The following is a 13,063-nucleotide window of genomic DNA, read 5'->3' as shown; positions in this document are numbered from 1 at the left end:
GTTCTAAAACAAATACTGTCTGGGTACAAAATTCTAACATATTTCAATCGTAAACTATTTTAACTTATTTAGTATCGATTACCGATTGTATTCATCTTAATTTTAAAACTTCTATTTCATTTCATATCAATTTGGATAACATTAGAAATACACTAATCCTAAAAAATCAATTTTTCTATCTAGCTCTTGGCTTCTATCTCATTTTAATGATTTCGTTAAATTGGATTTTCAAAAAGCTTCTCAAAAGTTATAAAAATTCTNATCTTTTTTCCAGCTAAGCATTGCCTATGTCAAAGAATTTTACCATTTTCTCATAAATCGATAAAAATATGATAAAATAAACTTACTAGAAAAAATAAAGGAGAAACCATGTCTCAACTCTATGATATTACCATTGTAGGTGGTGGTCCCGTCGGGCTTTTTGCAGCCTTCTATGCCCACCTACGCCAAGCCAAGGTCCAAATCATCGACTCTCTTCCCCAACTAGGTGGACAACCTGCTATTCTCTATCCTGAAAAGGAAATTTTAGACGTCCCAGGTTTCCCAAATCTGACTGGAGAAGAGTTGACTAACCGCTTGATTGAACAACTAAACGGCTTTGATACCCCTATTCATCTCAACGAGACGGTTCTTGAGATTGAAAAACAAGAAGAAGGATTTGTCATCACAACTTCTAAAGGAAGTCACCTGACTAAAACAGTTATCATCGCTATGGGTGGAGGTGCCTTTAAACCACGTCCGCTGGAACTAGAAGGCGTTGAGGGCTATGAAAATATCCACTACCACGTTTCCAACATCCAGCAATACGCTGGTAAGAAAGTGACGATTCTTGGTGGGGGGGACTCGGCTGTGGATTGGGCTTTGGCTTTTGAAAAAATTGCACCAACTACCCTTGTTCACCGCAGAGATAATTTCCGGGCCTTGGAGCACAGTGTCCAAGCCTTGCAAGAATCATCCGTGACCATCAAGACACCATTCGTCCCTAGCCAACTCCTTGGAGATGGAAAAATGCTCGATAAACTTGAAATCACAAAAGTCAAATCTGATGAAGAAGAAACTATTGACTTAGACCACCTCTTTGTTAACTATGGTTTCAAATCTTCTGTTGGTAACCTTAAAAACTGGGGTCTGGACCTCAACCGCCACAAGATTATCGTCAACAGCAAACAGGAATCCAGCCAAGCAGGTATCTATGCTATCGGTGACTGCTGCTACTATGACGGAAAAATTGATCTGATTGCGACAGGGCTTGGAGAAGCCCCAACCGCTGTCAACAATGCCATTAACTACATTGACCCAGAGCAAAAAGTACAACCAAAACACTCAACCAGTTTATAAAAAAGAACCACGAGTCACATAGGATTCGTGGTTTTATAGTTCATCGGCTAATTTGTTTATCTTTCTAAGTCTGTGGTTAACCCCACTTTTGGTCAGAGGAGTGCTGAGGCTATCTGCTAACTGCTGGATAGAGTAGTCTGGGTGCTGAATCCGCAACTGCGCTACCTCCTGCAAATCCACTGGCAAATTTTCTAAGCCCATGATATCTTTGATTTTGCTGATATTGTTGATGGTCTTCATACTGGCAGAAACTGTCCGAGCGATATTAGCTGTTTCGGCATTATTGGCCCTATTGAGGTCATTACGGGTTTCTCGCAAAATCTTAACCCGCTCAAAATCATCACGCGCCTGCATAGCTCCGATGACAATCAAGAAGTCCATAATATCTTCGGCACGCTGGAGATAGGTCACAGCTCCCTTCTTGCGCTCAAGCACCTTGGCATCCAGCAAAAACTGCTGGAGAAGAGAGGCAATCCCTTGTGCGTGGTCCAGATAAACAGAACTGATTTCCAACTGGTACTTGCCTGACTCAGGGTCACGAATGCTGCCATTTGCTAAGAAAGCTCCACAAAGATAGGCACGGCCAGCTTCCTCATCTGATAAAATCTCCTCATCAATACCTGTTTCCAGGCCAAAGAAAGAGTCTGCCAAGTGCAAATCACTCAACAAGTCCTGCACCTTTTCATCTGTAAAAACGGTATAGACTCGATTCTTGCGAAGATTGCTCCGTTGGTGGTGGCGAATTTCCGATTTGATTTCGTAGAAATGGAGAAAGGACTCGTAGAGGTGACGAGCCAGTTTGGCATTTTCTGTCACAACTGACAAGGTCAAGCCCGAAGTCGAGAGACCGATACTGCCAGACATTTTGATAATGGCAGATAATTCATGCCGGCTCAGATGGTGTTGACCTAAGATTTCTTCTTTTACTGCTACTGTGAAACTCATTTTCTCACCTGTATAATCCGCATCAACTCATCCACGATCAAATCTCCATCGTGAAAGGCACCCCCATTTTCCAGACGAAGGAAGTTAGAGGAAATCACGCGCGGAACTTGCTTACAAAGACCAGCAAAATCATGTTCCACCTGCACTAAGTATTCATCAAAACGGTTGGAATTCATGTATTCCTGAGGCACTTTTTCAATATTCACCAAGACAGTATCGATAAAAGGTCGGCCAAGGTGACGATGCAAGACCTCTACGTGGTCACTATCTGTAAAGTGTTCCGTCTCCCCACGTTGGGTCATGATATTGCAGACATAGGCGATTTCTGCCTTGGTTTCCAAAAGTGCCTGCCCGATTTCCTTAATCACGATATTGGGCAAAATCGAGGTAAAGAGGGAACCAGGTCCGAGGACAATCATGTCACTTTCAAGAATGGTCTGCACTACTCGACGACTGGCCAGAGGCGTATCATCGTTGAGGGTATTGGTCACATAGACATGGTCAATCATGCCTGGATGGTCTGCAATATGACTCTCTCCAGCCACTTCTGTCCCATCCTGAAAGACCGCATGAAGGGTCAAAGGATGGTCACTGGAAGGATAAATCTTCCCAGTTGTATGGAAAAATTTGCTCAGTAACTGCATGGCATTATAGGTCGACCCCTGCATTTCTGACAGACCTGCAATAATGAGATTGCCCAATGGATGGCCAGCAAAGGCTCCGGCATCCTCAGAAAAGCGATACTGAAAGACCTTTTCATAAAATTTTGGCATATCCGACATGGCCACAAGGACATTGCGAAGATCACCTGGCGGTGTCAATTGTTGCATATTTTTTCTGAGTTCACCTGAAGAACCACCATCATCCGCCACCGTTACGATAGCTGCGATTTCCACATCTTTTTCCCGCAGACTTTTAAGAATGACGGGGATCCCAGTCCCTCCACCAATCACCGTTATCTTTGGTTTTCTCATGAACGGTTTACCGTTTCCTTTCTTCGGTCTTTGTCGCGATGCCCTTCATTAACAGGCCAATTCTTGGATAAGTCCTGCGCCAAGCGTTTAGCAAAGGCCACACTACGGTGTTGCCCACCCGTACAACCCATGGCAATGGTCAAAACGGACTTACCTTCCTTTTGGTAACTTGGCAAAATCGGCTCAATCAAGGCCAATAAATGTTGATAGAAGTCTTCTGACTCAGGATGGTTCATGACATAATCATAAACAGGTTCATCCACACCCGTTTGGTTTCTCAGTTCTGGAAGATAATATGGATTTGGCAAGAATCGGACATCAAAAACTAAATCCGCATCAATTGGGATTCCGTATTTAAAGCCAAAAGACATAACTTCAATACGGAAAGACTGAGCTTTCTCTTGATCAGAAAACTGCTCTGCAATGGTTTTACGCAGCTCACGAGGAGTCAGTTCAGTCGTATCCACCACATTTTGGCTCATGTTTTTCAAAGGCGCCAAGAGCTCACGCTCCAGTTTTATTCCATCCAAAATCCGTCCATCTGCAGCTAGAGGGTGACTTCGTCTAGTTTCCTTGTAACGCGCGACCAATTCCTTATCAGCTGCATCCAAAAAGAGAATTTTAAAGTCCAGTTCTTCCTTGTTTTCCAACTCATCCAAAACAGTTTGAATCTCGGAAAAGAAAGAACGGCTACGCATATCCACTACCAAGGCCAACTTATGGTCGTCTTCCTTTGTTTCCACCAACTGCAAAAACTTAGGCAAGAGAGCTGGCGGCATATTATCAATAGTGAAATATCCCAAATCCTCGAAAGACTGAATGGCTACAGTTTTCCCTGCACCACTCATCCCTGTCACAATCACCAAGTGAAGTTGTTTCTTTGTCATCTTTTTCTCCTTATATCAAAAGAAGTTTGGCAACACCAAACTTCAACTAGCTTATCCAATCTCTGCGATGACTTCGATTTCGACTTTTACATCACGAGGAAGACGAGCTACCTCTACGGCTGAACGAGCTGGAAATTCCTCTTTAAAGGCCGTTTGGTAAACCTCATTAAAAGGAACAAAGTCGTTCATATCGCTCAAGAAGCAAGTAGTTTTGACAACATGGTCAAAGTCAGTTCCTGCTTCTGCCAAAATAGCACCGATGTTTTTCAAGACTTGTTCTGTCTGTTCTTGAATCGTTTCTCCAACGATTTCCCCAGTTTCAGGAGATAGGGGAACTTGACCACTAGCAAACAAAAGATTGCCAACGATTTTTCCTTGAACATATGGTCCGATAGCCTTTGGGGCCTTATCTGTATGAATTGTTTTTGCCATTTTCTTTTCCTCACAATTTTTCTAAGATTGCATCCCAAGCTTGATCCATCCCTGCCTTGCTGACAGATGAAAAGAGGATGAAGTCGTCACTTGGGTCAAAGTTTAATTTCTTTTTGATTGCTGATTCGTGCTTGTTCCATTTACCACGAGGAATCTTGTCCGCCTTGGTCGCCACAATGATGACTGGAATCTCATAATACTTGAGAAATTCGTACATCTGCACATCATCTGCTGACGGGTCATGACGAAGGTCAACTAGACTGACCACTGCACGGAGATTTTCCCGAGTCGTTAGGTACTCCTCAATCATGCGCCCCCACTTTTCACGTTCCTTTTTAGAAACACGGGCATAGCCATAACCAGGCACATCCACAAAGCGCATCTTATCATCGATATTAAAGAAGTTGAGAAGCTGGGTTTTACCAGGTTTACCTGATGTTCGGGCTAGATTCTTGCGGTTCAGCATGGTGTTGATAAAGCTAGACTTGCCAACATTTGAACGCCCTGCTAGGGCAATCTCTGGCAGTTCATCCTGTGGGTAGTGGGATTTATTGGCCGCACTGAGCAAGATTTCAGCATTGTGTGTATTGATTTCCATAGTCACCTCTAGGCTGTTTCCAAGATTGGTTTATCCGTTCCATCGACAGCTTCTTTTGTGATGCGGACCAATTTCACATTTTCCTGACTCGGTACTTCAAACATGACGTCTAGCATGGTTTCTTCGATGATCGAGCGAAGACCACGCGCACCAGTTTTGCGTTCGATCGCTTTATTGGCTATCTCTTGTAAAGCCTCGTCGTCAAATTCCAACTCGACATCATCATAAGAAAGCAAGGTTTGGTATTGTTTCACCAAGGCATTTCTTGGCTCTTTCAAGATGCGAACCAAGTCATCCACCGTCAATTGCTCAAGAGCAGCAAAGACAGGCAAGCGTCCAATCAACTCAGGGATAATACCGAATTTTTGAATATCTTCTGCGATGATTTCTTGCATGTAAGAGCTATTTTCATCAATCGCCTTGTTATTTTGACCAAAGCCAATAACCTTTTCACCCAGACGTTGTTTGACGATTTCTTCGATACCATCAAAGGCACCACCCACGATGAAGAGGATATTTTTTGTATCCACTTGAATCATCTCTTGTTGTGGATGTTTACGTCCACCTTGAGGCGGTACGCTGGCAACAGTTCCCTCGATAATCTTGAGAAGGGCTTGTTGCACCCCTTCACCAGAAACATCACGTGTGATAGACACGTTCTCGCTCTTCTTGGCAATCTTGTCAATTTCATCCACGTAGATAATGCCACGCTCTGCACGTTCAATGTTAAAGTCAGCAGCCTGCAAGAGTTTGAGGAGGATATTTTCCACGTCCTCACCTACATAACCAGCCTCAGTAAGAGCTGTCGCATCTGCAATAGCAAAAGGTACATTCAAGCTCTTAGCCAAGGTCTGAGCAAGAAATGTTTTCCCTGAACCAGTTGGGCCAATCATCAAGATGTTTGACTTCTGCAAATCCACATCTTCGGACTCTTCACGCGTATCGTGGAAATTGATACGTTTGTAGTGGTTGTATACTGCTACTGCTAAAGCACGTTTGGCACGATCTTGACCGATTACATAGTGGTTCAAGATATGGAGGAGTTCGATTGGTTTTGGAACTTCAGACAAGTCTGCCAAGACTTCTTCCGCCAACTCCTCTCGAATGATTTCCTGAGCCAACTCCACACATTCATTACAGATAAAGGCGTTGTTCCCAGCGATTATTTTTTGTACTTCTTCTTGGCTTTTGCCACAAAATGAGCAATAAACCATCATATCATTATTCCTATTTGTAGGCATGATTTCCTTCCGTTCTATTCTATACTGTCATTCTATCTAAAATAAGGTCATGTAAAAAGCATGGATACTATTGACCAAATTGGTAAAGGCACTTAACCAGAGCAGGACAGAAAGTCCATAGCGCTTTTTACGAAAAGCCTGTGCCCCTGCAAGCAAGCAGACCAAACACAGCATGGCTGTGAAAAAACCAAATATACTACGTTCCATTAGACTTCCTTTCTCTTGCGGTATTGGATGGTAAAATCATAAGGATTCTTCTCATCTTTAGCGTAAAATTTGCTTGAAACTGTCTCAAAAAGAGACAAGTCAAATTCTTCAGGGAAATAGGTATCTCCTTCCACCCGAGCATGAATTTGAGTGACAATTACTTCATCCAAATAGGGTTCAAAAGCCTGAAAAATCTGCTTTCCACCAATAATATAGAGATTCTTTTCTTGAGCCTGATACCAGTCCAAGACAGACTGGACATCATAAAAAGTAGTAACCCCATCTATCTTTTCTTCTGGGTTACGTGTCAAAATCAAGGTCTCCCGTTTTGGAAGCAAGCGACGCCCCATCCCATCAAAGGTCACGCGCCCCATCAAGATAGCATGATTCAGAGTTGTTTCTTTGAAGTGTTGCAATTCTGCTGGCAAATGCCAAGGCAGACGATTGTCCTTCCCAATCACACCCTCTTCATCCTGGGCCCAAATAGCTACGATTTTCTTAGTCATGCTTCCATCCTTTTCACTGATAGTACTATTTTATCAAAAAACTCAAAAAAAGACTGGTTTGGAATAGCTTACAAGATAGAAAAAATCTGTAAGAATTTTCCTACAGATTTTTATATGATTATTCTATTTCTTACAAACCAGGTGCTTGTCCAAGTTCTGCTGCAATCATCCAAACTGTTTTCTCAAGTTCAGCCTTAGCACCAACAAAGATATCGTTTGTAACATCATCGCCTTCTTCGTCAGTCACATCCAAAGCTTTTTGGAAAAGAGTGATGAGGTAGCGATAAATAGCTAGAACACGTTCCAAGCTTTCTTCAACATTACGGAATTCTCCTTCTTCTTCTTCGATTTCACTGTGTTGAAGGAATTCTGTCAAAGTTGAGTAAGGTTTGCCACCAAGGGTAATTAAACGTTCGCTGATTTCATCCAAGTGACCATCAAGAGCATCCATGTACTCATCCATTTTTGGATGCCATACAAGGAAACCACGACCACGCATGTACCAGTGTACTTGATGCAAAGCAACGTGGGCTACGTACAAATCAGCAACAGCTTGGTTCAAGACTTCCTTTGTTTTTGCCAATGCTACTGGTGCTACCTTAGTTAGTGTTGCTACGTCTTTTACTGCTTCTTTTTTCAATTNTACCATTATTTTTACCTCATTCATTATTATTTGTAATCACTTCTTACTGATTACTACCTTAGTATACTACTAAGGAAAACAAATAGCAAGCCAAATAACTCACATGAGAAAAGTTGCAATAGACTGATAATTTAAGAATTTTTTAGAATGAAACTCAGTCACTTTCAAACTCTCTTAACATAGATAAACTAAAGAAAAAAGCATACAATTTGTACACTCTTTTCTCAGTTTTACATCTTAATACCAGACGCTGACATCAACATGTCCCCTAATTCCTTTTAGAGACTCAGTTGATGTATATTGCCAACCTTTTTCTCCTGAATAATGAGGATTATTCCAATCAAGCGCATCCGTATAGGCTGCAACCCAGTTAACATGTTGCAAAATATCAGGATGATTTAAACGCGATTGTAATAAACTACGATAACTATAAACCTTGACATTTTGATAACCTGCTTGTTTCATACTTGCCACATACTTATTGATGATTTTAACCCACGTTGCAGTATCTGTCGGAGCTTTTTTACTTTTATTCCCATATTCCCAGTTTTCGACATCATAATATATAGGATATGACAATTCCATATTGTATTTATTCAATAGCTCAATAGTTTGTTTGGCATCATTCTCAGCATCTGACTCATTTGAAGCATAGGTATAAAGATAAACACCATATGGTATTCCCAATCTAGTCAACTCTCTGACATTATAGGCCAATTTCTTGTCTTCAGCACCACTATAGCCCAAACGTAGAATAACTCCATCTACCCCATTTTCTTCAATTACTTTTTTCCAATCGCTGATATGGCCATTATGTTCACTGACATCAATTACTTTTTGGGCTTTATCAGTCCCGACTTGTTCTTCTCTACTATTAAAGAAATAACGTTTCCCATCTTTATTAACCCAACCAGAATTCAAGTCTTTCTTTTCTTGCAACTCACCAGAGTCTGCAAAAATATAACGAACACCATCTATAACCAATTCACCTGTTGCCATTGCACCAGTACCTGTCAAATAGTAATTTCCATGCCACTCATTTTTAGCCATGTAGCCCCACTTCTTGAAGTAATACCATTTGCCATCAACTTTTTGCCATTCTAGATTCGCATAAGAACCATCGGACTTAAGATAGAACCAAGATTTATAAGTGTTGTCATAGAGCCATTCATTTTGCATCATAGCTCCTTGAGTATTTAAGAAATAGCTTTCTTGCCACTCGTTTTTAGCCATGTAGCCCCACTTCTTGAAGTAATACCATTTGCCATCAACTTTTTGCCATTCTAGATTCGCATAAGAACCATCGGACTTAAGATAGAACCAAGCCTTATATGTGTTATCATAAACCCATTCATTTTTAGCCATATACCCACCTTTTTTAAGGTAGTACTTGCCCTTCCATTCATTTTGAGCATAGTGACCATCAGATTTTAGATAAAACCAACTTTTATAACTTTTATCATAAACCCATTCATTCTTTGCCATAGATCCGTCTGCTTTAAGGTAGTAATTTCCATACCATTCATTTTGGGCAACACGACCGTTAGATTTTAGATAAAACCAACTATCATTAGTTTTATCATAAACCCATTCATTTTTAGCCATATACCCACCAGATTTAAGATAATAAGTATCCTGAAACTCATTCTGAGCATAGCGACCATCAGATTTTAGATAAAACCAACTATTATAGACCTTATCGTAAATCCATTCATTCTTAGCTACTGAGCCATCATCTTTAATATAGTACTCACCTTCCCAATGTGCTGATGTTGAAGTTGGCTTACTTTCTTCTTTCTGGCTACTAGCTCGAGTCTCTTGGGCTTTTTCCTTTTTCTCTGGACTCTGACTAGAAGAGCCCTCTACTTTTTTCTCTTCTTTTTTTGCGGTGCTCTCTTCTTTTTGACTTGTAGTCGTTTCTGATTTCTTTTCTTCTACCTTGCCAGAAGAAGCTTGAATACTGCTTTCTTCCGAAGATGCTTTCACTTCAGCTTCATTAGCAGCCACTTGATGAACAAGCAATCCAAGTAAAAAGGCACTTGCTAATCCAATTTTTCCACTCTTTGTTTTCAATCTTTCCTCTCCTATAAAAAATGGAACAGACATCTGAATGCTGTTCCACCTAGCTTTTGCTACTTACTAATTATTTTACAAAGTCAAGCAATGCCAAGAAACTTTCAGCTTCAAGTGAGGCACCACCAACAAGGGCACCATCAACGTCTGGGCAAGCCATGTATGAAGCAACGTTTTCAGGTTTAACAGAACCACCGTATTGAACACGAACTTTGTCTGCAACTTCTTGACCGAAGTCAGCAGCTACAACGTCACGAACAACTTTACACATTTTTTGTGCGTCGTCTTGTGAAGCTGATTTACCAGTACCGATAGCCCAGATTGGCTCGTAAGCGATAACTGATGCAGCAACTTGTTCAGCAGTCAATCCAGCCAATGCAGCAGATACTTGAGCACCTACGAATTCAGCTGCTTTACCAGCTTCGTAAGTTTCAAGTGACTCACCACAACAGATGATTGGAAGCATACCATTTGCAAAGATTGCTTTTGCTTTTTTGTTGATATCTTCGTCAGTTTCATGGAAGTAGTCACGGCGTTCTGAGTGACCGATCACAACGTAGTCAGTACCGATTTCTTTCAAAACTTGTGGGCTTGTTTCACCAGTGAAAGCACCTGCATTTTCAAAGTAGCAGTTTTGAGCAGCAACTTTAAGGTTTGAACCTTTTGCAGCAGCAAGAACAGTTGTCAAATCAAGAGCTGGAGCTGCGATACCTGCTTCAACAAGATCTGATGAAGGAAGTTTTGATGCAACTGCTTCAACGAATGCTTTAGCTTCTTCTGGATTTTTATTCATTTTCCAGTTACCAGCGATAAATGGTTTACGTGACATTTCACATACCTCTTTTTTCAATTTATTTTCTACTTATTTTATCACAATTATACACAGCTTGCAAATCTTACTCGGATTTCAAGCCTGCTTCCAACGATTAATCTTTCCAAAGATCCATAGCATTTCTGAAATCTGCAGATACCTGTGTCAACTGAGGATTGCTTGCTTCTCTCTCTGCTCGTTTAGCCTCCACTTGAGCCACACTTTTGATGCCTTCATGGCGCCAGTTTCTTAAAATCGCCTGAATGTACTTCCAGTTTGGTTTTCCATTCAAAACAGCTTCACGAAGAGCCTCCTTAATCAAGTCAGCACTGGTCCCATCTTCCTTTAGTGTCTTGGTCAAATCCTCAATCTCAAAAGGTGTCAACAAGCGTCCTAATTCCTGCTGGAAGGTTTCCACCAAATTCTTGAGCTGGTTTTGAGGTGTCAACTGATCTGAATTCGAATGAGCAACTCCAAGCAAGTCATCCAAACGTTCCAAAGCTAAACTAGCATCAAAAAGCAATTCGATTTCACCATTTAATTCGATGGTTCGATACTGAAGCAGTCCCCTCTCCGTCAGATTGGAAATGGCTTGATTGACATCCGAAATTTCCTTACCAATCCTTTCAGCAATCTGGCTTGGCGACATTTCATCCAAACCTGTCGTATTTTGCAAATAGAAAAATTGCCAGACCAGAAAATCGTCGCTAGAAGGAAAGAGTTGCTTAAAATGCAAGAGAAGGGCACTCGGTAAAACCAAGTTCCCTGATTTAAAAGCGTCTAAATATGTCATAATTCCTCTTATAAATACCCAAATGCAGAAGCATCATCTTCTATTTTTCTCCAGTCAAAAGGGGTTTCCTGATAGACTGCATAATTTACCCAGTTACTGAAAAAGAGGGCTGCTGATGAAGACCAACAAAGACAAGGGGTCTGGTTGACATCATCATCCTTAAAGTAATTTTCTGGAATATGAGGATCCAAACCTGCATCACGATCTCGGAAATATTCATTTGCCAAGGTATCACGATCATATTCCAAATGACCAAAACTATAAATTTCACGCAAATCCCGACTAGCCAAAATCGAAACCCCAACCTGAGGACCTTCTGATAAAATCTCGAGATTAGTTTTGTTTAAGATCTCTTCCTTAGAAATCTCCGTGTGCCGTGAATGAGGGGATACATAGCTATCGTCAAAGCCTCTAAAGAGAAGGTGCCCTTCTTTTAAAGTATCCTGAGGATAGATACCCGATAACTTACTGTCCATCTGGTATTTTTCAACTCCATAACGCAGATAGAGTCCCGCCTGAGCACCCCAACAGATATGAAGGGTCGAATAGACATGGGTCTTGGACCACTCGATTACCTGACTGAATTCCTCCCAATAATCCACTTCCTCAAATGGTAAATGCTCAACTGGAGCACCCGTGATGATCATCCCATCAAAATACTCGTCCTTGACTTCAGGAAAAGTTTTATAAAAGGTCTCCATGTGCTCTGAACGAGTTGTCTTAGAACGATGGCTTTCCATATAGAGAAAATCAATATCCAGTTGCAAGGGTGTATTGGCCAAATGGCGCAACAACTGGGTCTCTGTCACTATTTTTTGTGGCATGAGATTTAAAATTAATATCTTCAAAGGACGGATATCTTGGTGAGCAGCACGTTGATCATCCATGACAAAGATATTCTCTGTCCGTAAAATCTCAACAGCTGGCAATTTTTTATCAATTCGAATCGGCATAACCCTCTCCTAACTGTACTCTTCAGGAATAATTGCATATGTTTGAAGTCCAATCTCAAACACTTAGTCCTTTTATTATACTGCAAGAAGATATAGTTTTCAATTATAGTTTTTCTCTAACTAGCTATAGTCTATTTTTATATCCTAGTGTAGAGAAAACAGCCCTGGGGACTGTTTTTCATTAATAATGCATGAGAACTTTGTAATCGTAATCACCGATTTTTTCACGGCCGTTCAATTCATCCAATTCAACAAGAAAGGCACAGCCTGCTACAACACCACCAAGTTTTTCAATCATCTCGATGGTTGCCTTAACAGTTCCACCTGTTGCCAATAGGTCATCTACGATAAGAACACGTTGGCCTGGCTTAATGGCATCTGCATGCATAGTCAAGGTATCAACACCGTACTCTTTTTCATAGTCAGCAGAAATAACTTCGCGTGGCAATTTACCTGGCTTACGAACAGGTGCAAAACCAATTCCTAACTCAAAGGCAACTGGACAGCCCACGATAAATCCACGAGCCTCAGGTCCCACAATCATATCAATTTTCTTGTCAGTAGCATACTGGACGATTTCACGAACAGCGTAACTATAAGCATTCCCATCAGCCATCAAAGGACTAATATCACGGAAGGTAATTCCTTCCTTTGGATAATTT

At 41.1% G+C, this 13,063-nt stretch carries 15 protein-coding genes; 1 reads left to right on the top strand and 14 read right to left on the bottom strand.

Annotated features, from left to right (window positions below; genetic code table 11):
• The first annotated feature begins 369 nt into the window (after positions 1–369).
• On the top strand, positions 370–1,338 hold the full coding sequence (locus D8837_RS07165; protein WP_125456616.1) for an NAD(P)/FAD-dependent oxidoreductase: 969 nt from the start codon (positions 370–372) through the stop codon (positions 1,336–1,338).
• A 33-nt stretch (positions 1,339–1,371) separates the two neighbouring features.
• Here the strand turns inward: D8837_RS07165 and whiA are convergent, their stop codons facing one another.
• From whiA to D8837_RS07095, 14 genes are all read right to left on the bottom strand, one after another.
• Complete coding sequence (whiA, locus tag D8837_RS07160) at positions 1,372–2,283, bottom strand: DNA-binding protein WhiA (RefSeq protein WP_033684109.1); 912 nt, start codon at positions 2,281–2,283, stop codon at positions 1,372–1,374.
• Positions 2,280–3,257: a YvcK family protein gene (locus D8837_RS07155; protein ID WP_001231075.1), complete on the bottom strand. Its 978-nt coding sequence runs from the start codon at positions 3,255–3,257 to the stop codon at positions 2,280–2,282. Before D8837_RS07155 ends, whiA begins: the two co-directional genes overlap by 4 nt.
• The gene (gene rapZ, locus D8837_RS07150; protein WP_094753754.1) at positions 3,254–4,144 is read right to left on the bottom strand and encodes an RNase adapter RapZ; all 891 of its coding nucleotides are present in this window, start codon (positions 4,142–4,144) and stop codon (positions 3,254–3,256) included. Before rapZ ends, D8837_RS07155 begins: the two co-directional genes overlap by 4 nt.
• 51 nt (positions 4,145–4,195) lie before the next feature.
• Positions 4,196–4,576: a RidA family protein gene (locus D8837_RS07145; RefSeq protein WP_001140420.1), complete on the bottom strand. Its 381-nt coding sequence runs from the start codon at positions 4,574–4,576 to the stop codon at positions 4,196–4,198.
• Between the two features lie 10 nt (positions 4,577–4,586).
• The gene (yihA, locus tag D8837_RS07140; RefSeq protein ID WP_000405203.1) at positions 4,587–5,174 is read right to left on the bottom strand and encodes a ribosome biogenesis GTP-binding protein YihA/YsxC; all 588 of its coding nucleotides are present in this window, start codon (positions 5,172–5,174) and stop codon (positions 4,587–4,589) included.
• An 8-nt stretch (positions 5,175–5,182) separates the two neighbouring features.
• On the bottom strand, positions 5,183–6,415 hold the full coding sequence (gene clpX / locus D8837_RS07135; protein WP_012972566.1) for an ATP-dependent Clp protease ATP-binding subunit ClpX: 1,233 nt from the start codon (positions 6,413–6,415) through the stop codon (positions 5,183–5,185).
• 36 nt (positions 6,416–6,451) lie between these two features.
• Positions 6,452–6,622 carry a hypothetical protein gene (locus D8837_RS07130; protein WP_094753755.1) on the bottom strand — a complete coding sequence of 57 codons (171 nt, stop codon included), beginning with the start codon at positions 6,620–6,622 and terminating at the stop codon, positions 6,452–6,454.
• A complete protein-coding gene (locus tag D8837_RS07125) occupies positions 6,622–7,128 on the bottom strand; it encodes a dihydrofolate reductase (protein ID WP_084930139.1) in 507 nt (168 codons plus the stop codon). Before D8837_RS07125 ends, D8837_RS07130 begins: the two co-directional genes overlap by 1 nt.
• A 130-nt stretch (positions 7,129–7,258) precedes the next feature.
• Positions 7,259–7,777, bottom strand: a complete 519-nt coding sequence (locus D8837_RS07120) for a Dps family protein (protein WP_185755688.1) — start codon at positions 7,775–7,777, stop codon at positions 7,259–7,261.
• Positions 7,778–8,008: 231 nt separating this feature from the next.
• Complete coding sequence (locus D8837_RS07115) at positions 8,009–9,844, bottom strand: GH25 family lysozyme (protein WP_185755687.1); 1,836 nt, start codon at positions 9,842–9,844, stop codon at positions 8,009–8,011.
• 70 nt (positions 9,845–9,914) lie between these two features.
• A complete protein-coding gene (gene tpiA / locus D8837_RS07110) occupies positions 9,915–10,673 on the bottom strand; it encodes a triose-phosphate isomerase (RefSeq protein WP_000087893.1) in 759 nt (252 codons plus the stop codon).
• Positions 10,674–10,770: 97 nt separating this feature from the next.
• A complete protein-coding gene (locus D8837_RS07105; RefSeq protein ID WP_125456613.1) occupies positions 10,771–11,448 on the bottom strand; it encodes a DnaD domain-containing protein in 678 nt (225 codons plus the stop codon).
• Positions 11,449–11,456: 8 nt separating this feature from the next.
• Entirely contained in the window at positions 11,457–12,401 is a 945-nt protein-coding gene (metA, locus tag D8837_RS07100) for a homoserine O-acetyltransferase MetA (RefSeq protein WP_125456612.1), read from the bottom strand.
• Positions 12,402–12,582: 181 nt separating this feature from the next.
• Positions 12,583–13,063 (bottom strand): adenine phosphoribosyltransferase (locus D8837_RS07095; RefSeq protein ID WP_125456611.1); only part of this gene is annotated, 481 nt, incomplete at its 5' end.

This window comes from Streptococcus mitis (assembly GCF_003942965.1).
GTDB lineage: Bacteria > Bacillota > Bacilli > Lactobacillales > Streptococcaceae > Streptococcus > Streptococcus mitis_BH.
The sequence above is the reverse complement of the archived record's forward strand: the minus strand, read 5'-3'. Positions and strand labels throughout refer to the sequence as shown.

Excerpts from the sequence above, each read along its gene's own strand:
- D8837_RS07165 (WP_125456616.1), top strand. The coding sequence starts at position 370 with ATGTCTCAACTCTATGATATTACCATTGTAGGTGGTGGTCCCGTCGGG.
- whiA (WP_033684109.1), bottom strand. The coding sequence starts at position 2,283 with ATGAGTTTCACAGTAGCAGTAAAAGAAGAAATCTTAGGTCAACACCAT.
- D8837_RS07155 (WP_001231075.1), bottom strand. The coding sequence starts at position 3,257 with ATGAGAAAACCAAAGATAACGGTGATTGGTGGAGGGACTGGGATCCCC.
- rapZ (WP_094753754.1), bottom strand. The coding sequence starts at position 4,144 with ATGACAAAGAAACAACTTCACTTGGTGATTGTGACAGGGATGAGTGGT.
- D8837_RS07145 (WP_001140420.1), bottom strand. The coding sequence starts at position 4,576 with ATGGCAAAAACAATTCATACAGATAAGGCCCCAAAGGCTATCGGACCA.
- yihA (WP_000405203.1), bottom strand. The coding sequence starts at position 5,174 with ATGGAAATCAATACACACAATGCTGAAATCTTGCTCAGTGCGGCCAAT.
- clpX (WP_012972566.1), bottom strand. The coding sequence starts at position 6,415 with ATGCCTACAAATAGGAATAATGATATGATGGTTTATTGCTCATTTTGT.
- D8837_RS07130 (WP_094753755.1), bottom strand. The coding sequence starts at position 6,622 with ATGGAACGTAGTATATTTGGTTTTTTCACAGCCATGCTGTGTTTGGTC.
- D8837_RS07125 (WP_084930139.1), bottom strand. The coding sequence starts at position 7,128 with ATGACTAAGAAAATCGTAGCTATTTGGGCCCAGGATGAAGAGGGTGTG.
- tpiA (WP_000087893.1), bottom strand. The coding sequence starts at position 10,673 with ATGTCACGTAAACCATTTATCGCTGGTAACTGGAAAATGAATAAAAAT.
- D8837_RS07105 (WP_125456613.1), bottom strand. The coding sequence starts at position 11,448 with ATGACATATTTAGACGCTTTTAAATCAGGGAACTTGGTTTTACCGAGT.
- metA (WP_125456612.1), bottom strand. The coding sequence starts at position 12,401 with ATGCCGATTCGAATTGATAAAAAATTGCCAGCTGTTGAGATTTTACGG.